Source organism: Streptomyces sp. NPDC058086, from assembly GCF_042885015.1.
In the GTDB taxonomy this organism is placed as follows: domain Bacteria; phylum Actinomycetota; class Actinomycetes; order Streptomycetales; family Streptomycetaceae; genus Streptomyces.
The window spans coordinates 1-23,453 of the sequence record NZ_JBHVST010000133.1; the positions used below are offsets into that span (position 1 = coordinate 1).

General features: G+C 68.7%; 17 protein-coding genes and 3 pseudogenes. 13 read left to right on the plus strand and 7 right to left on the minus strand.

Annotation, left to right across the window (positions count from 1 at the left end; genetic code table 11):
* Nucleotides 1-36: 36 nt before the first annotated feature.
* A pseudogene (locus ACFVWD_RS50770) lies at nt 37-672 on the minus strand (flavin-containing monooxygenase); the annotation flags it as partial.
* Between the two features lie 199 nt (nt 673-871).
* Between ACFVWD_RS50770 and ACFVWD_RS50775 the strand changes: the two are divergent.
* On the plus strand, nt 872-1,495 hold the full coding sequence (locus ACFVWD_RS50775; RefSeq protein WP_168515752.1) for a TetR/AcrR family transcriptional regulator: 624 nt from the start codon (nt 872-874) through the stop codon (nt 1,493-1,495).
* A 218-nt stretch (nt 1,496-1,713) separates the two neighbouring features.
* Here the strand turns inward: ACFVWD_RS50775 and ACFVWD_RS50780 are convergent, their stop codons facing one another.
* Nucleotides 1,714-2,073 (minus strand): NAD(P)-binding protein, encoded by a 360-nt coding sequence (locus ACFVWD_RS50780; RefSeq protein WP_389605391.1) that lies wholly within the window; start codon nt 2,071-2,073, stop codon nt 1,714-1,716.
* A gap of 227 nt (nt 2,074-2,300) precedes the next feature.
* On the opposite strand from ACFVWD_RS50780, the gene ACFVWD_RS50785 reads away from it, so the two are divergent.
* From ACFVWD_RS50785 to ACFVWD_RS50795, 3 genes are all read left to right on the plus strand, one after another.
* Nucleotides 2,301-4,508 carry an MMPL family transporter gene (locus ACFVWD_RS50785; protein WP_389605393.1) on the plus strand — a complete coding sequence of 736 codons (2,208 nt, stop codon included), beginning with the start codon at nt 2,301-2,303 and terminating at the stop codon, nt 4,506-4,508.
* Nucleotides 4,509-5,084: 576 nt separating this feature from the next.
* On the plus strand, nt 5,085-6,104 hold the full coding sequence (locus ACFVWD_RS50790) for a GlxA family transcriptional regulator (protein ID WP_389605395.1): 1,020 nt from the start codon (nt 5,085-5,087) through the stop codon (nt 6,102-6,104).
* A 463-nt stretch (nt 6,105-6,567) separates the two neighbouring features.
* Nucleotides 6,568-7,185 (plus strand): TOPRIM nucleotidyl transferase/hydrolase domain-containing protein, encoded by a 618-nt coding sequence (locus ACFVWD_RS50795; RefSeq protein ID WP_389605397.1) that lies wholly within the window; start codon nt 6,568-6,570, stop codon nt 7,183-7,185.
* Nucleotides 7,186-7,286: 101 nt separating this feature from the next.
* Here the strand turns inward: ACFVWD_RS50795 and ACFVWD_RS50800 are convergent, their stop codons facing one another.
* Nucleotides 7,287-8,225, minus strand: a complete 939-nt coding sequence (locus tag ACFVWD_RS50800) for an AraC family transcriptional regulator (RefSeq protein ID WP_389605399.1) — start codon at nt 8,223-8,225, stop codon at nt 7,287-7,289.
* A gap of 111 nt (nt 8,226-8,336) precedes the next feature.
* Between ACFVWD_RS50800 and ACFVWD_RS50805 the strand changes: the two genes are divergently transcribed.
* Both ACFVWD_RS50805 and ACFVWD_RS50810 read left to right on the plus strand, forming a co-directional pair.
* On the plus strand, nt 8,337-9,191 hold the full coding sequence (locus tag ACFVWD_RS50805; protein WP_389605400.1) for an NmrA family NAD(P)-binding protein: 855 nt from the start codon (nt 8,337-8,339) through the stop codon (nt 9,189-9,191).
* Nucleotides 9,192-9,193: 2 nt separating this feature from the next.
* Nucleotides 9,194-9,634, plus strand: coding sequence for a nuclear transport factor 2 family protein (locus ACFVWD_RS50810; RefSeq protein WP_389605402.1), 441 nt, complete (start codon nt 9,194-9,196; stop codon nt 9,632-9,634).
* A gap of 176 nt (nt 9,635-9,810) precedes the next feature.
* Here ACFVWD_RS50810 and ACFVWD_RS50815 read toward each other — a convergent pair.
* Nucleotides 9,811-10,002: pseudogene (locus ACFVWD_RS50815) on the minus strand (TetR/AcrR family transcriptional regulator); the annotation flags it as partial.
* A 147-nt stretch (nt 10,003-10,149) separates the two neighbouring features.
* On the opposite strand from ACFVWD_RS50815, the gene ACFVWD_RS50820 reads away from it, so the two are divergent.
* Together ACFVWD_RS50820 and ACFVWD_RS50825 are read left to right on the plus strand one after the other, a co-directional pair.
* Nucleotides 10,150-11,394, plus strand: a complete 1,245-nt coding sequence (locus ACFVWD_RS50820; RefSeq protein WP_389605404.1) for an MFS transporter — start codon at nt 10,150-10,152, stop codon at nt 11,392-11,394.
* A 19-nt stretch (nt 11,395-11,413) separates the two neighbouring features.
* Nucleotides 11,414-11,494 (plus strand): annotated as a pseudogene (locus ACFVWD_RS50825) (IS5/IS1182 family transposase); the annotation flags it as partial.
* Nucleotides 11,495-12,746: 1,252 nt separating this feature from the next.
* Here the strand turns inward: ACFVWD_RS50825 and ACFVWD_RS50830 are convergent.
* The 3 genes from ACFVWD_RS50830 to ACFVWD_RS50840 form a co-directional block, all read right to left on the minus strand.
* The gene (locus tag ACFVWD_RS50830; protein ID WP_389605405.1) at nt 12,747-13,544 is read right to left on the minus strand and encodes a hypothetical protein; all 798 of its coding nucleotides are present in this window, start codon (nt 13,542-13,544) and stop codon (nt 12,747-12,749) included.
* 407 nt (nt 13,545-13,951) lie between these two features.
* Nucleotides 13,952-14,851 carry a helix-turn-helix transcriptional regulator gene (locus tag ACFVWD_RS50835; RefSeq protein WP_389605407.1) on the minus strand — a complete coding sequence of 300 codons (900 nt, stop codon included), beginning with the start codon at nt 14,849-14,851 and terminating at the stop codon, nt 13,952-13,954.
* A 348-nt stretch (nt 14,852-15,199) separates the two neighbouring features.
* Nucleotides 15,200-16,075, minus strand: coding sequence for a helix-turn-helix transcriptional regulator (locus tag ACFVWD_RS50840; RefSeq protein ID WP_389605408.1), 876 nt, complete (start codon nt 16,073-16,075; stop codon nt 15,200-15,202).
* 648 nt (nt 16,076-16,723) lie between these two features.
* Here ACFVWD_RS50840 and ACFVWD_RS50845 point away from each other — a divergent pair.
* From ACFVWD_RS50845 to ACFVWD_RS50865, 5 genes are all read left to right on the plus strand, one after another.
* On the plus strand, nt 16,724-17,563 hold the full coding sequence (locus tag ACFVWD_RS50845; RefSeq protein ID WP_389605409.1) for an SDR family NAD(P)-dependent oxidoreductase: 840 nt from the start codon (nt 16,724-16,726) through the stop codon (nt 17,561-17,563).
* A 1,586-nt stretch (nt 17,564-19,149) separates the two neighbouring features.
* Nucleotides 19,150-19,932, plus strand: coding sequence for a DUF899 domain-containing protein (locus ACFVWD_RS50850; protein WP_389605410.1), 783 nt, complete (start codon nt 19,150-19,152; stop codon nt 19,930-19,932).
* A gap of 183 nt (nt 19,933-20,115) precedes the next feature.
* Complete coding sequence (locus ACFVWD_RS50855; protein WP_389605412.1) at nt 20,116-20,586, plus strand: transposase; 471 nt, start codon at nt 20,116-20,118, stop codon at nt 20,584-20,586.
* 617 nt (nt 20,587-21,203) lie between these two features.
* Nucleotides 21,204-21,584, plus strand: a complete 381-nt coding sequence (locus tag ACFVWD_RS50860; RefSeq protein WP_168515557.1) for a VOC family protein — start codon at nt 21,204-21,206, stop codon at nt 21,582-21,584.
* A gap of 807 nt (nt 21,585-22,391) precedes the next feature.
* The gene (locus ACFVWD_RS50865; protein ID WP_389605414.1) at nt 22,392-23,309 is read left to right on the plus strand and encodes an NADP-dependent oxidoreductase; all 918 of its coding nucleotides are present in this window, start codon (nt 22,392-22,394) and stop codon (nt 23,307-23,309) included.
* The last annotated feature ends 144 nt before the right edge of the window (nt 23,310-23,453 follow it).

Below are 23,453 nucleotides of genomic sequence, written 5' to 3' on the forward strand. Positions count from 1 at the left end.
TTGTTTATAATAGACCGCCCCGGGCCGGCCTCACTGGTGGTTGGGGAGTAACCTGTACCCGCGTGGATTGCTGATCACGGGGTGCGTGGCGGCCCGGGCCGCATCGCACGCGATGTCACAGCCGGAGTTCCCGGCGCCCACCACCAAGACCCGCTTGCCCCGTAGCTCCTCCGCGCTGCGATAGCCGGCGGTGTGCCGGACCTCCCCGCTGAACTCCCCCGGCAACTCGGGAATGTTGGGGTGCCACTGGGCGCCCGTACACACCACGACCTGCCCATGCACGCTTTCCCGCCCGTCGGCCCTGGTGACCGTCCAGGTGCCGTCCGCGTTCTTCTCGACGCCTGCGACCTCGACGCCGAACTCGATCCGGTCCGTCAGCCCGTACGCGTCGGCGAAGGACCGCAGGTACGACAGGATCTGGCGGTGCGGCGGGTAGTCCGCGAAGTGGTCGGGCATCGGAAAGCCGCCGAAACCCGACAGGGTCCTGCTGGAGATGAAATGGGCCGACTCGTACATCGGGCTGCCGGGATTGTCGATGTCCCAGATACCGCCGGGCCCGCTGTGCCGCTCAAGATGCGTGTACGGCAGATTCCGCTCCGCCAGAGCCCTGGCGACCGCCAGCCCGGCAGGTCCCGCCCCGATCACACACGTATCAAACTGGCTTTCGTTCACGAGCCTGCCTCCTCATTCATCCCGCTTCACGGAGCGGGTGTGGGAGGAAACGTATTCACCCGCCGTTCAGCGTGAACTGACCCGTGCGGCCACGGACCGGACCTCAGCGGCCGCGCCATCACGGCATCCGTGTGCGCCTGGGCGGAGGCCGACCTGTTCGGACGACTTGTTCACAGGACTAAGTCGATATGATGCGCTCATGGCTCACGTTCCCGCGGCCGAGCGCCGCCCTCAGCTGATCAAGGCGGCCATCGACTTCATGACGCGGGAAGGAGTCGCGGCCGGAAGCACTCGCGCCATCGCCGCCGAGCTGGGGGTGGCCCAGGCCACGGTGCACTACACCTTCGGCACCAAGGAAGGGCTGTACCGAGCCGTGATGGAGCAGCTCACACAGGATCTGATCGCACAGGTCGAGCGGGCCGCGCCGGCCGACGCCGGATTCGAGGAGACGGCCGGCACGCTGGCCGCCGCCCTGTGGCGCACGGTGCGTGAGCAGCCCGCCAGCCATCAGCTCCTCACCGAACTGACCATGTTCGCGCTCCGCACCCCGGCCCTGAGCGAGGCCCTCGAGAGCCACTACCGAAGGGTGACCGAGGTGACGGCGCGGCTGGTGACCGAGGCGGCCGAGCGCACCGGACAGCAGTTGGCCCAGCCCGCGGAGACGATCGCCCGGTTCTTCCTCGCCGGGTTCGACGGGCTCACGCTGCAGCGCCTCTCGCACCCCGACGAGAAGGCCGAGCACACCTGCCTCCAGGCCTTCGTGTCCGCCGTGGTGGCCATGGCCGGCGGTCGGCTGGAGCTGGTGTCCGTACCGGCGAACTGACAACGGCGGGCGCGTGCACGGTCGTTGCCCTACTCCTCCACTATCGGTCCACCTGCCCCGCCGTCCGCGCTCCGGAACGGCTGGAACTCGAGGTTGCCCATGAGTTCGCTGGCGGCGCGTTTGCCGAAGCGGTACCGCGCCGCGGCGCTCACCTGACGCCGCTGACGCCGCACCGCGTACGACCGTACGGCCGTACGCGGACGTCGGGAAGATGTTGATCATCGATAGCGTCGCCGGGGCGTGCGCTCGGCGAACCGCCTGGCCTTACGACCACGCACGCGGACCCGCCCGCCGGGCACGACGAACTGACACGTCGCCACACCGACTTCCTCAGCCCGCACCGGGACGCGGTCCCGGGTGGAGCGATGAACTCCCCGCCAATCCAGGTGACTTGGCCGATGCCGAGGTCGTGGCCGAGCAGGCCTTCCCATCCGGTCGCGGCTCTGCAGGACGGTCACGGACCTGCCTGTCGCGATGAGCTTTCGGGCCGCGGTGAGCCCGGTCGATCCGGTGCCGATCACGACGACGCCGCCCTCTCCACCCCAGCGCCCGTTCGCGGCCTTGCATGCCGTGCGCACCGGCCACCCGTTCCCCCTGGCTCATGGCGGGCTTACGGCGAGAGTGACGCGGCCCCAGTCGAGCGACTCGGTCATCCGACTTGATCAGGTGATAAAGTCGGGTCATCGACCTAGGCACCCGTCGACATCAGGCCGTCACGTGGCCGGAGTCCGGTCTGCCTCCTTCCGCTTCTCTCCCCCACCCATGTCGTGCGCTCGGGTGTGCGGGACCGTCCTAGGGAGTTCGAATGGCCGTCCTGCTCCACCGGTTGGGCCACAGCGCCTACCGCCACCGAAAGCTGGTCCTGGGCATATGGCTCTTCGTCGTGGCCGCGCTCATCACATGCGTCAGCATCTTCGGCGGCAAGCTCGACGACCGCTTCTCGGTGCCCGGCACCGAGTCGCAGCGTGCTCTGGACAGCCTGAGCAAGACCCTCCCGGAAGCCTCGGGCGCGAGCGCCCAGATCGTCTTCACCGCCCCCAGGGGCCACCAGGTCACCGAGGCCCCGTACGCCGCGGCCATCGCTCGGACCGTGGCGGAAGCCAAGCAGGCTCCCCAGGTCGGTGAGGTCGTCGACCCCAGCGCCTCCGGTGCCGTCTCGGCCGACCGGACCACGGCGATCGTGCAGGTCCAGTACCCGGTGCAGAACGCGCAGGTCCACACCTCATCCGTCGACGTGATCGAGAACGCGGCGAAAGCGGCTGAGCAGGACGGGCTGAAGACCTCGGTCGGCGGTTCCGTCTACAGCAGCAAAGGTGTCCACGTCGGCCCGTCGGAGATCATCGGCGTGGCCGTGGCCCTGCTCGTCCTCGTCGTCACGTTCGGTTCACTGCTGGCCGCCGGCATGGCACTGTTGCCCGCGTTGATCGGTGTGGCAGTCGGCCTCACCGGGCTGCTCGCTCTCGCGCCCGCGGTCAGCATCTCCTCGACGGCCGTCACGCTCGCCCTCATGCTGGGCCTGGCCGTCGGCATCGACTACGTCCTGTTCATCCTGTCGCGCCACCGTCAGCAACTGGCCCGCGGAGCCGACCCGAAGGAGTCCATGGGGCTGGCCACCGGCACAGCCGGAAGCGCCGTGGTCTTCGCCGGCACCACCGTGATCATCGCGCTCGCCGCGCTGAGCGTCATCGGTATACCGTTCCTGACCACGATGGGGCTCGGGGCCGCCGGAGCCGTACTCATCGCCGTGCTGGCCGCGATCACCCTCGTGCCCGCCATCGCGGGATTCGCCGGCTCCCGGCTCACCCCCAAGCACGGCAGCCGCGCTGCGAAGCGGGCTGCGGACACCGAGGGAGGCACCGGACACACCGCCATGGGTGCCCGCTGGACGACGTGGGTCATCGCGAAACCGTTGCTGACGGTACTGGCCGTCGCGGGCGTCCTGGTGACCCTGGCCCTACCCGCCACGGACCTGCGCCTGGCCCTGCCCGACAACGGCTCCGCCCCGCACGCGTCCAGCGAACGCAAGGCCTACGACACGATCAGCGACAAGTTCGGCGACGGTTTCAACGGTCCGCTCCTCGTGCTGACCGAGACCAAGAACGGTACAAGTGCGGCGAGTTCGCGTGCCGGCGCCCTAGTAGCCCAAAAGCTGCGCACCCTCAAGAGCGTCGAGGCCGTCCTGTCGCCCCAGCCCACGAACGACCCGGCGCAGAGCGTCATCACCGTCCTCCCCGCGTCCGGCCCGGAGAGCGTCCTCACCGGCCAACTCGTCCGCGACATCCGCGAGGCGGGCGCCGACATCCGTGAGACCACCGGCGCCACCATCGCGGTCACCGGCACCACCGCGGTCAACATCGACGTCTCCAACCGGCTCAGCGAGTCCCTCCTGCCCTTCGTCGCCATCATCGTCGGCCTGAGCCTGATCCTGCTGATGATCGTCTTCCGCTCGCTGGTCATCCCCGTCAAGGCCGCCGTCGGCTTCCTGCTCTCGGTGGGCGCCTCACTCGGGCTGGTCGTCGCCGTCTTCCAGTGGGGCTGGCTGGTCGACGTCCTCGGTGTCCCCCGCAGCGGCCCCGTCGTCAGCTTTCTGCCGATCATCCTGATCGGTGTGCTGTTCGGACTCGCCATGGACTACGAGGTGTTCCTCGTGTCCGGGATACGCGAGGAATGGGCCCACACCGGCCGGGCCCGCCACTCGGTCGTCGATGGCGCGCGGCACAGCGTACGAGTCGTCACCGCGGCCGCACTGATCATGTTCACCGTCTTCGCCGGTTTCTTCCCCCTGGACGACTCCCTGATCAAACCCATCGCCTTCGCCCTGGCGGTCGGCGTGGCCATCGACTCCTTCGCCGTCCGTATGACGTTCGTACCTGCGGTGCTCGCCCTCGCCGGGCGGGGCGCCTGGTGGCTGCCGGCCTGGCTGGACGGGATCCTGCCCGACTTCGACATCGAAGGCACCAGGCTGCAGAAGGCCGCACCGACGGACCACAAGGAACCCCAGCCCGTCTCTTGAGCACTTCCGACGAGTTCGCGGCGCCGACCACATCGCGAGCGCGGGTGCCGGGATCCGGATCGGTCCCAGGTCCGGATCGTCGACCATCGGGAAGCGCGCGGTCGGCTCGCGAGGCGTTCCGGAAGTCGTGTGTGGCGGAACTGGCAGACCGCGTCGGCCTGACGGAGCACTCCTCTTCGGTGTGCTTCTTCCAGGAACGTCATCAGCCGCCACGGAAGGCGGACTGAGAGGCTGTGCCTCCCAGCAGGTAGCAAACCGGTCGTGGCTTCGACACGGCACACCGGCACATGATGAGCACAGGGAAATCAGACGACTGGGCGGACGAGAGTCGGTTACGGCCCTTGAGCCGGGAGCCTGCAGCCCGCAGCACCTGTCAGAACACTCTCTGCCGCGTTCCGCAGGACACATTCGAGTGTGCGCACCAGGGAATCGAGGTCAACTACCCCGCCACCTGGGCCGCTTGACGGGCTCTCGCCCCGATCCCGAGGGGATGCGGCGGCGACATCCCGGCGGGCACGCCATCGCCAACACCCTGTCGAACCAGTGCCCACACCGCGCACAGCCCGGAGGGATCCGATGAACCACAAGCGCCCGGCAACGGATCCGCTCACCGTGACCGTGCTTGTCTTTCCGGGGGTGCGGCTGCTCGATGTGACCGGACCCATCGAGGTGTTCACGACGGCGAACGAGTTCGGCGGGCGCTATCGGGTACAGATCGCATCCGAGGACGGAGCGGAGGTGATCACCTCCGCCGGGACCCGCCTCAGCGCCGACCTCTCCGCCGACGACGTACAAGAGACGTGCGACGTACTGGTGATCCCGGGCGGCCCGGAATGGGAAACGCTGATCAAGGACGACGCCCTTCTGGATGCGGTCCGGCAACTGAACGAGAAGAGCCGCTGCACGGCATCGGTGTGCACCGGAGCGTTTCTGCTGGCCGCGGCCGGACTTCTCAATGGCCGTCGCGCCGCGACGCACTGGCGGCATTCACGGCAACTGGCTTCTCGCTTCCCGTCCGTGCGGGTCCAGCCGGACGCCATCTTCGTGCGGGACGGACAGATGATGACTTCGGCAGGTGTCAGCGCCGGAATCGACCTGTCCCTGGCGCTGGTCGAAGATCACTACGGTGCGGAGGTCGCCCGGTCGGTTGCCAAGGACATGGTCGTCTTCATGCAGCGGCCGGGCGGCCAGTCCCAGTTCAGCGTCCGCTCCCGGGCGCCGCACACCCGCCAGGAGATGCTCCGCCGGGTCCTGGATGCCGTCGCCGAGAACCCCGGGGCGAACCACACACTCACGGCCATGGCCCGCAGAGCAGGCGTCAGTGTCCGGCACGTGACCCGGCTCTTCGACGAAGAGGTGGGAACCACTCCGGCCCGCTACGTCGAACAGGTCAGACTGGAAGCCGCCCAGGCGCAGCTCGAGACGGGTGACGACCCCCTGCCGCTAGTGGCACGGCGCACCGGGTTCGGCTCACCCGAGTCGCTCCGCAGAGCGTTTGTGCGACATCTGGGTGTGACACCTGGTGCATTCCGGACCAGCTTCCGTACGACCGGTGTGGGCACGAAGGATCCAGCACCCGCAGCGGTGTCCCCGTAGCCAAGACACGACAAGGCACGACCAACCGATGACGGCGAACTGGCAGCTCCCTGAGGCCGGATCAGCCTACATGTCCCACCCCGGACCAGCAGCAGAGGCCAGACCTCACATCCTCGGCCTGAGAGCCCCGACAGCCCCGCCCCGACGGACTGAGCATCGTGGCGACGATGCGGCGTGGCCACCTGTGGGAGTCCAGCATCCCGTCCGGCATCGCCGAGAACTCGGCCGCTCCACACGATCAGATCCTGAGGGGTGACGCGCCTCACTTCCGTGGACCATGGGCGTCATGTGCGGCCACCCTGCTCTCTGCCGTCGCCGCGCGGCGCTGTGATCGTCAGCGGTAGGTGGCCGGCTCGCATCCGTGGGCTCCAGATGGCCCAGGTGACGAGGGCGCCGGGCATGTCGAGCGGGGCCGTCGAATATTCCCGTGCCGTGCCGGTCGGTGGAAGTGCAGACTCGCTCCATGGCGGACATACACGCATTCCGGGACGCGGTCAGCCGCTGGGCGGCCGGCGGTCCCGGCGGACCGGCGAATGATCTGGTTGTGCAACTGGGGCTGCGGACGGCGGTGCTGCTGGAAGGGCCGAGTGACCTCGCGGCCGTCGAGGCGCTGGCCGCACGGCGTGGCCGGGACCTGGCCGCCGAAGGGGTGTGCGTCGTGCCGATGGGCGGGGCGATGAGTGTCGGCCGCTACGCCGGTCTTCTTGGGCCACCCGGGCTTGGCCTACGCCTGAGAGGACTGTGCGACGAACGCGAGCAGCGCTTCTACGACCGTGGCCTGAAGCGGGCCCGGGCGCCGCACCGGGGCTTCTTCGTGTGCGTGGCGGACCTGGAGGACGAGCTCATCCGCGCGCTGGGCACGGCGCGCGTCGAGGAGATCATCCGGGCCGAGGGCGACCTGCGGCCCTGGCAGACCTTCCTGCACCAGCCCGCACACCACGGTCGGCCCCGGCAGCAGCAGTTGCGGCGCTTCCTCGGGACGAAGAAGGGCCGCAAGATCCGCTACGGCCGTCTCCTGGTCGAGAACCTCGACCCCGGACAGGTACCGGCCCCGCTCGACGACCTCTTCACGAGTCTGTGACCGACGCGCGAAAGCGCGGTCACAGCCGCTTCGGACGCTCTGTCCTGACGTCCGTCCGAGGTGGCCAACTGGAGCTGCCAACGGCCATCTGTGAACGGGTGTCAGTGGGTGTGGGGATCGTTCCCGGGGCCTGCCTGCGTGCGGAGTGACTCCTGTTGCCGCCAGGTCCCGGGAGGCTCCCCGTGGTGGCGCCGGAAGGCCGCCGCGAACGCGTAGGGCGAGCTGTAGCCGACAGTGCGGGCGATATTGGCCATGCCGAGCTCGCCGGTGCGCAGGAGGTCGCGGGCCAGAGCCATCCGCCAGTCGGTCAGGTACTGCATGGGAGTCTGGCCGAGGGCGTCGCGGAAGGTCCGTGCGAAGGCCGCGCGGGACACGCCGCTGATCGCGGCGAGTTCGGGGACCGACCAGGGATGGCCGGCGTTCTCGTGCATGGCCTGCAGCGCGGCGTTCAGCCGGGGATCCGCGGATGCCCGGTACCAGCGGGGTGCGGTCGGGCTGTGGCGGAAGTCGTTGCGGATGGCGAGCACCAGGAGAACGTCGAGGAGCCGGTCCAGCACGGTGGGCTGGCCGGGCTCGGAGGCGGCCAACTCGTGCGACAGCAGCGCGATCACATCTCTCAGCGGATCACCCACCGCAGCTGACAGGGTCAACACCTGCGGCAGTGCCTCCAGCAGCCCGCTGCCGATGTCGCCCGAGAACCGGTAGGCGCCGCAGAGGAAGACCGTCGCCCGCGGGTCCTCGGAACTCCCGTCGTTGGCGTGCCGGGCCCGGAAGTTCTCCGGTTCGAGGCAGTCGGCGCCCGGCTCGTGCCCGATGTGGTGATCGGGGCCGCCGCGGACAAGCGTCACCTCCCCCGGCACGAGTTCCACCGCGCTGCCGGGGTCGTCCAGCCACAGCCATCCCCTGCCGCGGACGACGGTGTGCACGGCCAGCTGGATCGAGCCGGCCAGCCGCAGCCCCCACGGCGGCTCGGCCACCGTCCGGGCGAAGACGGCGCCGGAGGCGCGTGCCCGCGCAAGGCGATCGTGCAGTACGTCCACGCAATCAGTATCAGCGAGACAACCACGCTGAGCAAAGGCCTGAGCGTCTGACGTAAAAGAACGAGCCATACACGCATTGATTCACTCGTAGCGCGCTCTCACGATTGATCCATGACTGGATCACCGCAGACCACACTCGTCCTCGGCGGCACCGGCCGGACCGGCTCGCTCGTGGCGAGGACGCTCGCCGAGCGGGGGCTGAGCACCCGCACCGCCGCGCGCCACGGCGCCGACGTGCTGTTCGACTGGGACGACCCGACCACCCATGCCGCAGCCCTCGCCGGAGTCGACCGTCTCTACCTCGTCACACCCGTCCTGCGGGTCACCTACGCCGAGCAGGTCGCCCGCCTCCTCGACCTCGCCGAAGCCGCCGGGGTCCACCACGTCACGTACCTCAGCACCTACCGCGCCGACCAGGCGCCACCGGAGGTCGACATCAGGGCCGTAGAGGCCGACCTCTCCGCCCGAGCAGCCATCACTCACTCCATCCTGCGCCCCGCCTGGGTGATGCAGAACTTCAGCGACGCCCACGTACCGGTCGTCGACGGGGTGATCACGGTCCCCGCCGGCGGCGGCAGGGAGGCCTTCGTCGACGCGGCCGACATCGCCGCGGTCGCCGTCGAGACGCTGCTCGCCCCCGACGCCCACGCCGGCGCGCTGTACGCGCCCACCGGCCCGCAGGCCCTCACCGTCGGCGAAGTCGCCGACACCATCGCCGCCGTGACCGGCCGACCTGTCACGCACCACGACATCGACCCCGACGTATGGATCGACGGCGCGGTCGCTGCCGGACTCGTCCCGGCCGAATACGCGGTGCTGCTCCGCTGGCTGACCGGCAGCGTTATCTCCGGCTACGGTTCCACGCCCAACGACGACGTCGAGAAGGTCACCGGTCGACCGCCTGCCACCTTCCACGACTTCGCCCGGCGCAGCGTCCACGCCTGGACCTCCCCGGTGGCGGGGTGACCATGTCCATCGACGACGTCACTGACTTCGCAGCGCTGGACCCGTTCTTCCGGATCATCCGGGAGGGGCTGGCGGGCCTCGTCGACGGTGAGCACTTCTTCGACCTCCTGGCCGAGGAGGTGGTCTTCGAGTACGTGATCTCCGTACCCGGCTACCCGAGCCGGGTTCAGGGACGCCGCGCGGTTGCCGACCTGTACCGCGGCTACGGCGACGCCATGGTCCTGCACGGCGCGGACGGACTCGCTGTCCACCAAGACCTCCAGACGTCCGTGGTCGTGCTGGAGTACGCGGTGCACGGACGGGCGGTCCGCACCGGGCGTGCCTACGACAACCACTTCGTCTCCGTGATCACCGTCAAGGACCGCAGGGTGACGCATTGGCGGGACTACCTGGACCCCGTCGCCGTCTTCCGCGCCATCGGATGGCCGGAGAAGGATCGCTAGAGGAGGAACAGTTCGAACCTGCCGACAAGCCTGTGAGGCCTCCCTCTCTGCTGAACGGAAGCTCGGACGCCACCGCTGCCGAACCCTGCCCCGGTCCGAACGTCTGGCGCTTGAGCAGCATGCTCCGGGCGGTGTACTCGTCTAGAGGCCGGGGTTTCGAGGCTGCCCGGGGTCGGCTACGACGGTGCCGGCTCGGTCGGCTTTTGGAGGGTGGTGATTCCGGTGAGGATGAGGTCGATGCCGGCGAGGAACTCTGTTCGGTCGTCGTGGTCGCGTAGTTGGTCTGCGACGTTGCGGGTGAACGGAAACTCGTCGGGATCGAGGTGTGCCCATGCAACCGAGGCGGTGTTGAGGAACTCGGTCCGGTTGGTGTCCGCGGACGTTGGCGTGAACATCCCGCCCTGTTCTCAGGGGCCTCGTGCCTCCCGAACCGGTGTCGAGGCGCCGTCCGTTCTCGTGGACGAGGCCACCCAACAGGTGCTGTGCGGAGGTGACTTGCTGGGTACGCTGCGATCATGCCGCGCTTGGTGGACGTCCCTGGGTACGTACGCTTCTGGACCGCCTCCGCAGTATCGGCTTTCGGCTCGCAGGTCTCCGGGCTTGCCCTGCAGATCCTCACCGCCGTCACGCTGAGCGCGTCTGCCACGGAGGTAGGCCTGGTCAGTGCGGCCCGCTGGGCTCCCTACCTGCTCTTCGGCCTCGTGGCCGGGGTACTGGTAGACCGCTGCCGGCACAAGCCGATGATGGTCACCATGGATCTCGGCAGGGCTGTCCTGCTCGCTGCGATCCCTCTGCTGTACGCACTGGACCGGCTCAATATCGCCGCACTGTGTGTGTGCGTCTTCGCCTTCGGAGTGCTGTGCCTGTTCTTCGACGCGGCCAACCAGTCCTACGTGCCAAGGTTGGTACCCCGTGAGCTCCTCAACGCGGGGTACGCCCGTTTAGAACAGGCCAACGCAGTGTCCGGTTCGACCGGTCCGCTGATCGCCGGAGCGCTGATCAGGTTCATCGGGGCGCCGCTTGCCGTGCTGGTGGACGCAGTCACCTATCTGGTGTCCGGGCTGCTGCTGGTCTCAGTGAGGGCGCACGATCCCCTCCCCGATCGAGGTGCGCGGCGCAGCCTCGGCAGCGAGCTGCGCGAGGGGGTCGCCTGGGTCTACCGCCATCGGACGCTGGCCTCCATCGCGCTGACCTCGCACGCGATGCTCCTCTTCAACACCATCGTGAGCACGGTCTTCGTGGTCTTCGCCCTGCACGAGCTGAAAATCGGAGAATTCGGCCTGGGCGTCGCCTACGCCTGTGCGGGCGCCGGCGCGGTGCTTGGTGGCGCGCTCTCCGGACGGGTGGCACGAAGACTGGACGTCGGCGCCACCCTGATCGTGTTCCGAGTTCTCGCCGCCGTCGCCTGGCTGCCGATCGTCCTTGCTCAGCGTGGACCGTGGGCGCTGCCTTCGGTATCTCTGGCATTCTTCGTGGTGTCCATGGCCATCACCATCGAAAGCCCGGTGGAGATGAGCTATCGCCAAGCCGTAACGCCCGACCGGCTCCGCGGTCGGATGAACGCCACCATCCGCTCCTTCAACTGGGGGATGGTGGCCGTGGGGGCGCCCCTCGGTGGACTGCTCGCCGACCAGGTCAGCTACCGGTTCGCCCTGTGGGTGGGACTCTGTGGAGCGGTCATCCAGGCACTCGTACTCGCGACTTCCCGCACCCGGAACGCCCGCGCCGCCGATGAACTCGAACCCGTGGCGACCGTGTAAGACATGCCGGAGCAGGCGGAGGAAGATCGTCGGGCGGAAGCGGAGCATCGTCGTCGACACCGTCGGCCTGCTGCTGACCGTGCTGGTCACCGCCGCGAGCCGGGATCGCCTGGCACCGGTAGGTACCCAGGGCGAGCTGTGCCGTCACAGCAGACTCCCCACGTCGGCGGCCTGCCGGGCAACGCGCGCCTGGACCGGCCCAGCAACCGCCTCCCCGTCGACCAGCGGGCGCAGCACCAAGGGCGAAGCGGGTGCCAGCGTTGTTGCACGGCTTCGGTGTGCTCGCGGATGCCTTCGGTGTAAGTGAGCCAGGTGGAGACGTCGGCGATGCGGGCGGCTGCGGCGTGGGTGATCTTCCTGCCCTGCTGTTCCAGGATGGTGAGTGCGGTCAGGGCCCACTGGCGTTTGTCGAGGCCGGCGCGGCGGCGAGGGTGTGCGGGTTGCCGCGATCAGCCGGTGGCCGTTGTCCTGTCCGGGCATCCACTCCGACGCCGAGGCAAACCCCCGAATCAGACAGAACCCGTACGCCACTCCCCAGGACGCGACCCCAGGCGCCAGTCACCCACGGCGCTGCGCCGTAGCCGGCGGACCTCGATCCAACGTTCGTCAACCAAGGCGAACGCGCGCCTCTCCTGCTCCCCCGCACTGCGGGCCTGTTGGGCCGCCAACTGTGTGGCATGCTCACCATCTGCGGCCCGGGGAACTACGTAGTAATGCCGCGTCAGCGTGCCGGTGGCAGTCCGGAAACGGAAGCCCACCAGCCACTGCTCGTCACTGTGCGTCGAAGCCGGAGGACCGTCCGCGCCAGGACTGTTTGGAGAGTTCGTTGGCTTCATGCAACAGGCGGGATCCGAAGGTGTGGTCAGGGTTGTCATGGGGAGCCAATCTCAGAGCCGGCTGGTCTGTGCGGTTGGTTCGTCGTGTCGGCTGAGCGCTTTCTCGAAGACTGCGGCCACCGCCGACAACTTCGAGTCTCCCCAGATGCCTGATGGGCAGGAAGGCCGAGGATTTCCTGGGAGAAGCAGTCCCAGGCAGCAGATCCCCCCGCTGAACCCGGCACGCACCACCGGGCAAGGCAAACAGGTGGAGGACCCTGGCCGCCGGCCAGAAAGGCAAGTGCTTGCCACGCGAGGGCCGTTGTCGAGTGATCACCGTGGTTTCGGCCTGCTCGGGCCGGGCTTCTTCCACCCCCGGATGCCATGTCCGCGAGCCCCGACCGGACGGGGGGACCGGCCGGGGCAGTTCGTGGTCACGAGGCTCCGTCCTCAGTGATCACCCGGACCATGGATCACGGCAGCATCCCTCAGCGTGGGTGCGTTACACCCAGGAAGAACCGATAGCCGATCGGTTCATCAGTGGAAGACCAGAGGGCCGATCTCCTGCTGTGCGAGGTCGATCAGGAGGCTCAGCCCTTGGCCTTGCACAAGAGCCTCAGGATCTCCCTGGGCGTCAGGGTTGTAGTCGGGATGGCTGACGGTCTCTCCAAGAGCTTCCGCGATCGCCTCCTCATTGTCAGCGGCCAGAGCACAGGCCAACGCCAAGGTGGCCGCCCGAGGGGTCCCCGGCCACACAGTGGCCAGGCTTGCGATCCGCGTGATGACATCAGTCCCGGCGCAGGCAGCCGCAAGCACGGCAAGCGCGAACCGCATCACTTCAGGCTCCTCGTCCCATTGCGCAAACAGGCGGGGAGCTTCCCCTCGAACGGCTTGCCGGACCGCTCGCTCGCTGTCGGTCTGCTGTCGCAGCACAGCCTCGGTACTGACGAACCCCTGCGGATCCAGCGCCTCCTCACGCAGCGCGGCCGTCGCCGCTTCGGCCAGCGTCACCGTCAGTGCGGCACGGACAGCGGCAGCGGCTTGACTGTCGACGACCACGTCCGCGAGAAGCACCGCCGCACCTGCGGTGGCAGTGTCCAGTGCATGGGCATGAAGCAACTGGTCGAAGAGCTCACCGAGCAATTCCGAGTCGTCGGCGAAAGCGTCGATGTCCTCATCCAGCCACTGCGTCATCGAGGCCGGCACAGGCAGATGTGCGGCTAGCCGTCGCGAAACGGCAATCCGCAACCGGTCCAGAAGCGGGGCTGCCGTCTCGTAAGGCTCACCACCGGCCAAAACCGGCAGCGAGCTGGAGAGCGGGGTGACGTCATCCATGTTCGCGGAGCTTACGTGGGAGCGCATTCGCTCTCTTGGCCGGCTGCTTCCACGATGATCGGCCGGACAAGCTGCAGTGCTGCTCCGCAGAAGTTCATGGAGGGCGTTGCCCCATCGTGGTCGGCAAGGTGCTGGCGCCCGCTCGGTCACCGGAATGACCTTCCCGTTTTGGATGCGGAGGGCGTTGAACTGATCGCAATGCGCTTTGGTGGGCGGCTGCTTCGCCAGGCGAGGCGTGCCTGAGGCGCGACGCCCGGGCCGGTTGTCCCAGGGCACCCCGGATGGTGGGGGCAGAGACAGGATCGCTGGTCCGTCAGGTGCCCGGAAGCTGGACGAAGACCGAGGCGGACCGATGCAGGAGCATGACGCGGGTGCGCTCGGCCCGGCAGGGGCTGAGCGCGAGGGGGTCAGGCCGCGGTGTCCGGTTCGTTGGGTGCGGCGGTACGGATTTGGTCTGTGACGGGTTCGGTCGACCACGTCGCCAGGAGCCGCAGGGCGGTTTCGGAGGAGGAGCCCGGCTCGGTGCTGTAGATGAACAGGGTCTGATTGCTGTCGCCGGGCAGGGCGAGAGCTTGGTAGGTGACCGTGAGGTCCCCGACGACGGGATGGTGGTAGCTCTTGGTCCCCTCGGTTCGCTCGTGGACCCTGCGCTCGGCCCAGTACGCGCGGAAGTGCTCGCTGCGCACGGCGAGTTCGCCGACCAGTTCACCTAGCAGCGGGTCCTCGGGGTGGCGCCCGGCGTCCATGCGCAGCATGGCGGCGGTGTCTGCGGCGACGGTCTCCCAATCCGCGTACAGCTCGCGGGCGGCGGGGTCGAGGAAGAGGAACCGGCTCTGGTTGCGCTCGTTCGCGGGCATGGCGTCGAAGTCGGCGATCAGTGCACGAGCGAGCGGGTTGGAGGCCACCACGTCGGTGCGCCGGCCCAGGACGAATGCGGGACAGTAGGCGGCGTCCAGGGTGGTCAGCAGTTGGTTGGCGGCTGGGCTGACCTGTTCGGCCGGGGAGGGCGTGGACCGCCGGGGCAGGGTCGGGCGCCGGTTCGCGAGATCGAAGAGGTGTGCGCGTTCGGTGTCGTCCAAGCGCAACGCTGTCGCCAAAGACTCGAGGATCTCCGGCGAGGCGGTACGGCTGCGCCCCTGCTCCAGGCGCGTGTAGTAGTCGACGCTGACGCCTGCCAGCTGGGCGAGCTCCTCACGACGCAGGCCCGGGACGCGACGCCGGGCGGTCTTGGGCATTCCCGCGTCTGCGGGACTGAGTCGGCCCCGGCACGAACGGAGAAACTCTCCCAGCTCCACGATCTGGTTCATACCGTCATTCTCCGCGACGCCCGCGGGCATGGACAGGCGCAAGGGTGGCCGTAATACACCCAGGAAACAAAGGACCAGTCTCGCGGCTGTGAGCGGACGCGTTATCCGGCTTCCTTCACCCGCGGCATCGCATTCCCCGGTGTGGGATCAGCCGGAGCTGGTCGTTTCCCGGGCCGTCATGTCAGGAAGGTCACGAAGGCGCCGCGAAATGCCGGTACCGACGGGCGGCATCACGTTTCGAGGAAGCGAATTTGTGAGCCGCGCGGAGCTGGCAGGCACGCCGCCGCTGTGACGCGGCAGGTCTGTGATGCGGGCGTCCTGCGCATCCTCTGCCTCCGGGACTCGCCCTCAGTCCGGGCCGACGAACGGGGCACGCTGGAGAGTCGGCCCCGCGCTCAGGGAGCCGAGCAACGCCAGAGCGTCGGCGGAGGGGCTGCCGGCCTCGGCCTGGTAGACGATGACTTGCTGGCCGGGGGCGCTGTTGACGGTGAAGGCTTCGTAGTGCAACTCCAAGTCACCGACCTCGGCGTGGTGGAAAAGCTTGGCCTCGCGGGTCTTGCCCCGTACGTCGTGGCGGACCCATAGTGCACGAAACTCGGCGCTTTTCATTGACAGTTCGCCCACGATTTCGATCAGCCGCGGGTCGTCGGGATCGATACCGGCCGCCCGTCGCAGTGCGGCCACGCATGATTCGGCGGCACGGTCCCAGTCACGGTAGAAGTGATGCGCGGACGGGTCCAGGAATGTCATGCGCAGCAGGTTGTCGCAGGAGTTGAAGCCCGCGTACAGAGCGGCAGCGAGCTGGTTGCGGGCCAGGATGTCCAGGGCGCTACCCAGGACGAAGGCGGGTGTATCGCTCCAGGTGTCCAGGAGCCGCCGCAGGTACGGGCCGACCCGTTCGACGCGGGGCGCGCGACGGGTGCGGCGTGTACTGGGGGTGGCCACGCGGTAGAGGTGTGCCACCGCGTCGTCATCCAGGCGCAGGGCCTTGGCCACGGCTTCGAGCACCTGCCGCGAGGGATGCCGTTCGCGGCCCTGTTCCAGGCGCATGTAGTAGTCGGTACTCACACCGGCCAGGGTGGCGACTTCCTCGCGGCGCAGACCGGGCACCCTGCGGCGGCCGGACGTGGGGAGCCCGGCGTCCTCGGGGCGCAGTTGAGCGCGCCGTGCGCGGAGGAAGCCTCCCATCGCATTCTCGGCGACGGGGTGCTTGTCTGTGTCCATGCCATCGAGGTTAGAGCGGCTCGGCACCCGGTGGCGGGCCGAAAGGGGGGTGCGCTTCTCCCAGGAATTCCGGCCCCTTGCAGGGCCGTAGCCTGATCGCCCGAATGGCGCGCGCCACAAAACGAGACGGACTCCGGCTCTGCCTCTGGGCCCCACGCCACGCCTGCGCCCGGGTGGACTCCGCGGGCGGCCCTCCCCGGCTGTCCTGGCTCTTTTGGGCGGTGTGCCCCGCATGCCGTGGACGGGCACGATGAATCCGGTGCGGCTCGGTGCCACCCGCTGTCCGGCAGTCCTCCCACCCTCCTGGCCTGCGAAGGCTCATCTCAGCGCTACCGCTCGACCTGCGCGTTCTCGCGGCTGCCCGCCGCGTGTCTCATCCGATGGGCTGCCGCGTCCTCAACACCGTCCAGACCTGTCCGGCCCGGCCTTGCGTCCGGTTCCTCACCGGCATGATCGTGCAACGCGGTCCGTTCGCTGTCGCCTCGACCCGTAGAGGGCCGGCGGCCAAAGGTGCCCTGAGCAACCTGGGAACATTTCTCCCAGGAAACTCCTGGCCTTCCTGCCTCTCGCGATGCCTCGCAGAATCGAATGCATCGGAGGAAAACCCCGATGGAAATGTGAACGAGAAGCAGAGAAAGAGGCCTGATCGTGGCTACTTGGTTCGTTACCGGAGCATCCCGAGGTATCGGTGCGGAGATTGCCCGCGCTGCGCTGGCGGAAGGCGACAATGTCGTGGTCGGCGTACGGAACCCGGAGCGGGTACCGGCCGATTTGAAGAATTCCGACAAGGTGTTCGCGGTCGCGCTGGATGTGACCGACAACGACAGCATCCCGCAGGCCATCGAGGCGGCCGTGGACCGGTTCGGCGGCATCGACGTCCTGGTGAACAACGCCGGCCGCGGCCTGCTGGGTGCCCTGGAGGAAATCACCGACGCGGAGGCCCGCTCGCTCTTCGACCTCAACGTCTTCGGCCTGATCAACGTCACCCGCGCCGTCCTGCCCGTCATGCGCAAGCAGGGCTCCGGAAAGCTCGTGCACATCGGCTCACGCTCCGGCTTCGAGGGAGAGCCCGGCGTCAGCCTGTACTCCGCGTCGAAGTTCGCGGTCGCCGGCATCAGCGAGGCTCTGTCGGCGGAGCTGGCCCCGTTCGGAATTCAGTCCATGGTCGTCGAACCCGGTGTGTTCCGCACCGACTTCCTCGACGCCAGTTCCCTGACCGTGGCCGCAACCCGTATCGCCGACTACGACGACACCCCGGCCCACGTGACCCTGGACTGGATCGACAAGGCCAACCACGCCCAGCTCGGCGACCCCGTCAAGGGCGGCGCCCTCATCGTCGAGGCCACCTCAGGCGTCAAGCTCCCCACCCATCTCTACCTGGGCCGCGACACCCTCGAGCGCCTCGATGTCAAGTACCAGCAGGTCCAGGACGACCTCGCCCCCTGGCGCGAGAAGTCCGCAGCCACCGCCCACGACGACGCCGCCTGAGTCCGCTGATCGCCGGGGTACGCGCCCTCGCCCATGTGCGCGGGGCCGCACGACTGCTCGGCTCGGTCAGCTCCCCCTCGCGGCCCGGCCGGGCACCCCCGGCCCACTACGGATCCGCCTCCGTTCGCCACTTCCATCACTTCACCACAACAGCTCGCGGCCTTCCTCGAACAGGAACGGTACGGCTGGAAGACCTGGACAAGGTCTGTGCGGCGCTGGGCTGCAGGGTGGCCGACCTGGCTGACCCTGTTTCCCCTCCGGCGGCGCCTGGAACGCAGCGATGCCCGGCGGCCCAGTGGCCGCACCCGGCCTGAGGAGGCACATCTGCAGGAGCTCGCTGGGTAGCGGGCGACCGGAGCGGGTTCCGAGGCTGATGCCGATCGCGTTCCCGCTGCCCAATGGCATCACCAAGGACAACACGTTCCGTGTCACGTGGACCTCGTACGGCACGCCGACCCGCATGCACTCGTAACTCTCCCTGGAGTGCATGTTGGCCTGCGAGGGCTCCGATTGGCGGCCGCCGAGGCGGTGGGGGGCGCCGCTGTTGGTGACTGAGATTGACAGCCGGGGCGGGCGGGTCAACGGCAGGCGGGTGCAGTGGCATACGCAGCGGCCCGCTCAACGCCGCCGTCTCGTGGCATTCCGACGGCGGCTCGATGTTCCCGGCCGCCCGGTCCGACGGCGGCCCGTTCACCGCCTGGTCCAGCATCTTCGAGGATGCCTCAAGGTCGCCCAGACCTCCGACCGCAGTCGGCCACTGTCGGGAATGTGTGAGTCGGCACGCTGCCCGCAAGCCACCCAACACCCCTGCCGTCGGGAAGTGCGGGCGTCCGCAGCCGCCGACAGCCGGGCTTTCATCAGCGAGATCGGCCGCGGGCAGAACCACCGAACGAGCCCGGCTCGAGGCCGAAATGGAACGCGTTGAGCGCATCGTCGCCGCGATCGACACCGCTGCCCTGGCCGCCGACCACGCCAGGGGCTCATGGGAACGCTCAGTGGCGCCGAACGCCAGCACGACGAGGACGCGATCCGGGCGGCCATGCACCGCCTCGTTCGTTGCGAACTCCCGCCCGGCGGACGATGCGACCTGAAAACACTCGCCGCGGGGGCCGGGGCAGTCCCCGACCCCGGGGGTACTCAGATCGAACGGAAACCTCCAGCACGAACCGCCCGCCCACCTGGCCACGGTCCCCCGCGACCCAGGCACCGTCATCGGCTCCTGCAGCTGACCCGGCCAGCACATGCCATCACACATGGACACACTCCCCAGCCCACCCCGACAGGGGGGCGGCCGGAATAGGGCAGAAAGGGGCAGAAAGGGGCAGCGGGGGCGATCGACGCAGGCGTCGGCGCGTTCGCGTCTGGCGTTGGCAGAAGCCCGGCCAAAGGCTCAGCAGGAACAGTAACCTGCCGCTCAGAGCGCGTCCGTGAACCGGTCAGCTCGACGTGGTCCGTGCCGGCTGGGCCGAGGGCTCCCCCTGCCGCGATGAGTTCCGGCCGGGTCGCGAGTCTGTTCTGGTGACCGTCGTAGGGCGTCGTAGGGCGTCGTACGACGCTGCCCGGCACGAGACACCACGGAGGACACCATGACGACCACGCCGAGTGACCCGACCACCGCACTGTCCGGCCGCCCACCCGTCGTTGACCTAGCCGCCTGGCAGACCGCCCGTGACGAGCTCCTGGTCCGCGAGAAGGCCCACACTCGCGAGGGCGACGCCCTCGCCGCGGCCCGCCGTCGGCTGCCGATGGTCGAGCTCGACGGGACGGTCGAGGTCGTCGGACCCGACGGCCCTGTCCCGTTCCTGGACCTGTTCCAGGGCCGCGACGAGCTCGTGGTCTACAAGCACATGTGGTACGACGGCGCGCCGCACCAGGGGCAGTGCGAGGGCTGCACCACCACGGCCTGGCATGTGAAGGACGCCGTCTACCTCAACGCCCGGGGCGTCTCGTTCGCCATCCTGACCTCGGGCCCTTGGGACGAGGTGGCTACCTACGTCGAGTTCATGGGTTACACCCAGCCCTGGTACTCGGTGCGGGGTGTGGAGGCGCCGGTCGGCAGAGGAATGGGGCACATCGTCTCCTTCCTGCGCGACGGCGACCGCGTGTTCCTCACCTACTCCACGACGGGCCGTGGCAACGAGCCGGTCAACGGGTCCCTCAGCCTGCTCGACATGACGCCCTACGGCCGCGGCGAGGCGTGGGAGGACGACCCCGAGGGCTGGCCCGAGGGGCGCAGCGCGTGCTGGTCCTGGCGCTCGGACGCCGACGGGAACGCCACCTGGGGCCCGACCAGCCGCCCCGTGCCGCAGTGGACCCGCCCCGGCGCGACCCCCGTGGACACCCTCGGTCGGCACGGCGACCAGCACTGACGCGCCTTCGTCTACGGCGTCAGCAAAAGGTGTCACTACCGGGCGGAATCTCCGGACGAGACGAACGGCCCCCGCGCGATCGATCGGTGGGCGGTTCGCCCGGAAGGTGAAGGACTCCTGGTAGGAGATGTGCGAACTGGGCTTGCCAGTCCTACCAGGAGTCCGGGTGCACGTATCGCCCAAGTGCCAGTACTCGTCAGTCCTGCTCATGGCCGGGGTCGGGACCGGCGCCTGGTCCTGGACGCGATCTTCTACCTGGTTCTCGGCGGGATCGCTTGGCGGGCCCTTCCGTCCGACTTCCCGCCGCACCAGACCGTCTACGTCCTGTTCCGCCGGTGGACCCGCGGGCGGCCGTGGTGCCGGATCCACGCAGCGCAGCGTGAACGTGCACGTCTGGTCGACGAACGTGGCCCGGTGCCAACCGCGGCCGTGATCGACTCCCAGACCGTCCGCGCCGCCGACACCGTCCCGACCGCCGGCAGCGGGTACGACGACGGGGAGAAGATCAAGGACCGCAAGCGGCACATCGCGGTCGACACCGGCGGGCTACTGCTTGCCGTCGTGGTCACGAGCGCCTCCTTGCAGGACCGCGACGGTGCGTTCCGCATCGCCGCCGCTCTGCGCGAGGCGTTCTCCACGATCACCCTGGTGTAGGCCGACGCCAGGCACACAGGCCGGTTCGTCCGCGACGCACGCACGATCTGAGACCTGGCCGTGGCGATCGTCAAGCGCCCCTGCCGGCCCAAGGGCTTCGTCCTGCCCCACCGCTGCTGGGTCGTGGAACGCTCCTTCGCCCGGCTGACCAAGTTCCGCCGCCTCGTACGCAACTACGAGACCCTCCCAGCCATCCCCGAAGCTGCTCTGCGCCGTGCTTCCCCGACCGGTAGTCCGCACTCGTGGCTAAAAAGCCGCCACGCGGACACAATCGAGGCCACCGAGGTCGGGCTCACCAGCACCGCGGCGCCACCCTCAGGCACTCGCAGGCACTCGCCATACGGATTCCCGACGGGCGGATCGCACCGTCAACTACCCCGCCACCAGGACATACATCGAGCGAAAGAGGAATCCAGCACTAGGTCGTGTCTCAAAGTCAGCTTCCCTACTCCATGGCCAACGGCCTTGCCCGGCTGCCCGGACAGGGTCGGCCCTGAAATCATTTCGCCCGTGATCGCCTCGTCCGGTACGGTCGCGGGATTGTTTTCACTGCTGGGAGCCCACGAGGTTCGCGTGTGGCCTCCCCGGCAGTTCCCAGGATGAGGGCAGGTTTCGTTATGGCATGTCGTATCAGTGAGCTCGTGCTCGGTTGCCGCGACCCTGAGGTGCTGGCGCGGTTCTGGTGCGAGGTGCTGGACTTCGTCGTGCTCGATCGCGAGGACGACGGCACGCTGGAGATCGGGCCGCGCGAAGGGTTCGGCGGTCCGCAGCCGACGATCATCCTCAGCCGCAGGGATGAGCCGGAGAAGGGGAAATCCCGGCTGCACATCGACGTCAACGCCACCGACCGCGATCAGGACGCCGAGCTCGAACGCCTTCTGAAGCTTGGTGCGCGCCCGGCCGACATCGGCCAGACAGGGGAGGAGCAGTGGCATGTCCTGACCGACCCCGAAGGCAATGAGTTCTGCCTGCTCAAGGCCCGCCTCAACCCGCTCTGATGCTCATCGGTCACACCTCGGCACCAGGCACTCAAGTTCTGCCTCGAAGTCCGGTGTGGCGGGGCGTGTCGTGATCGTGAAGTAAGTGAGGTCTCCAGTGTTCAGGTTCATCGACCAGGAAGAACCTCAACACCGGAGACCTCGTGGCCGCCCTGGTGATGGCGAGGCGGCTTGGCCTGACCAATGAGCAGTGGGCGCGGCTGGAACCGGTGTTGCCCGTGCCAACGCGGTCGCGGCTCCCAGCGGGCGGTGTACGCGCTGTTCCGGCGGTGGCAGCGGGCCGGGGCCTGGGCACAGATCGTCACCGCCCTGCGACCCCTGGCGGACGCGGCCGGACTGATCACCTGGGACATCAGCATGGACTCAACTATCGCCTGGGCGCACCAGCACGCCGCCGACGTCCGCCGACACCCTGGGCTGCAGCGAGAGCCGCCCGGTGGCCTCTCGGCAGAACCGGACGACCACGCGCTGGGACGCTCCCGCGGCGGGCCGACCACCAAGATTCACCTGGCTTGTGAACAGAGCCAGAAGGTGGTGTCCCTGGTCGTGACCGCCGGGCAGCGCGGCGACTCGCCCCAGTTCCCAGACCGACCTGGACGGCATCAACGTCCCGCGCATCGACGCAGGCCGTCCCCGCCCACGGCCCGACAAGGATGTCACCGTTCGTCAGATACATCCTCGGACCGCTGGTCCTGGGAAGAAAGCTCCGTTCCTGAGCCGTTGAATGCGATGGCCCGGTCGATGTGTGGCCGTCCGGGGCGTGACCGTCCAAGGCTTGTCCGAACGAGGAAGAGCGGTGATCACGCGATGAAGGCGGTGCGGTTCCACGAGTACGGCGGGATCGATGTGCTGCGGGTGGAAGAGGTGGAGCGGCCGGCGCCCGGCCCCGGCCAGGTGCTGGTCGAAGTCCGCGCGGCCGGGATCCAGCCCGGCGAGGCGATGATCCGCAAAGGGGCGCGGCACGACCGCTGGCCGGCGACGTTCCCCTCCGGGCAGGGCAGCGATCTGGCAGGGGTCGTGGTGGAGGTCGGTCCGCAGGTGCGCGGCTTCGCGGTGGGCGATGAGGTCTTGGGCTTCACCCACAACAGGGCGAGCCATGCGGAGTTCGTCGTGGTCGACGACGTGCAGTTGACCTCGCGTCCGGAGGGACTGTCCTGGGACGTGGCCGGGTCGTTGTACGTGGCCGGCACGACCGCATACGCCACCGTGTTCGCGGTGGACCCCGGACCGGCCGACACGGTCGTCGTGTCCGGTGCGGCGGGCGGCGTCGGGTCTCTTGCCGTGCAGCTCGCGCAGCGGCGCGGCGCCACGGTGATCGGGCTGGCGAGCGAGCGCAATCACGCCTGGTTGAAGGATCGCGGTGTCGTCCCGGTCGAGTACGGGGAGGACGTGGCCGAACGGATCCGGCAGGAATCCGGCGGGAAGGTTGATGCGTTCATCGACACGTTCGGCGACGGATACGTAGATCTGGCAGTGGAGTTGGGCGTGCGGCCCGAGCGGATCAACACGATCCGCGATTGGCAGGCCGCGGCCAGGATCGGTGCGCGAACCTACGGAGAAGGTGCGGCGGCGTGCGCGGTCGTACTCGGCGAGCTGGCCCGCCTTGGCGCGCGCGGGGAGCTGGAGGTGCCGATCGCCCGTACCTACCCGCTGGAGCGGGTGCGAGACGCGTTCCGCGAGCTGGAGCGGCAGCACACCCACGGCAAGATCGTGCTCCGGCCCTAGATCCTGTCGTCACATTCCCGTCGTCCGCCCGGAGGGCGGGCCCTGCGGGGTCATGGGGGTCCCCCTGCTCGAGCGGAGTCGAGAGCTTGGGGGAGCGTGCTCTCGGCGTGCCGGGCACAGGCCCTCGTACTGGATGTACTTGGG

Coding starts and splice junctions, on each gene's coding strand:
- ACFVWD_RS50775 (WP_168515752.1), top strand. CDS start 872: ATGGCTCACGTTCCCGCGGCCGAGCGCCGCCCTCAGCTGATCAAGGCG.
- ACFVWD_RS50785 (WP_389605393.1), top strand. CDS start 2,301: ATGGCCGTCCTGCTCCACCGGTTGGGCCACAGCGCCTACCGCCACCGA.
- ACFVWD_RS50790 (WP_389605395.1), top strand. CDS start 5,085: ATGAACCACAAGCGCCCGGCAACGGATCCGCTCACCGTGACCGTGCTT.
- ACFVWD_RS50795 (WP_389605397.1), top strand. CDS start 6,568: ATGGCGGACATACACGCATTCCGGGACGCGGTCAGCCGCTGGGCGGCC.
- ACFVWD_RS50805 (WP_389605400.1), top strand. CDS start 8,337: ATGACTGGATCACCGCAGACCACACTCGTCCTCGGCGGCACCGGCCGG.
- ACFVWD_RS50810 (WP_389605402.1), top strand. CDS start 9,194: ATGTCCATCGACGACGTCACTGACTTCGCAGCGCTGGACCCGTTCTTC.
- ACFVWD_RS50820 (WP_389605404.1), top strand. CDS start 10,150: ATGCCGCGCTTGGTGGACGTCCCTGGGTACGTACGCTTCTGGACCGCC.
- ACFVWD_RS50830 (WP_389605405.1), bottom strand. CDS start 13,544: ATGGATGACGTCACCCCGCTCTCCAGCTCGCTGCCGGTTTTGGCCGGT.
- ACFVWD_RS50835 (WP_389605407.1), bottom strand. CDS start 14,851: ATGAACCAGATCGTGGAGCTGGGAGAGTTTCTCCGTTCGTGCCGGGGC.
- ACFVWD_RS50840 (WP_389605408.1), bottom strand. CDS start 16,075: ATGGACACAGACAAGCACCCCGTCGCCGAGAATGCGATGGGAGGCTTC.
- ACFVWD_RS50850 (WP_389605410.1), top strand. CDS start 19,150: ATGACGACCACGCCGAGTGACCCGACCACCGCACTGTCCGGCCGCCCA.
- ACFVWD_RS50860 (WP_168515557.1), top strand. CDS start 21,204: ATGGCATGTCGTATCAGTGAGCTCGTGCTCGGTTGCCGCGACCCTGAG.
- ACFVWD_RS50865 (WP_389605414.1), top strand. CDS start 22,392: ATGAAGGCGGTGCGGTTCCACGAGTACGGCGGGATCGATGTGCTGCGG.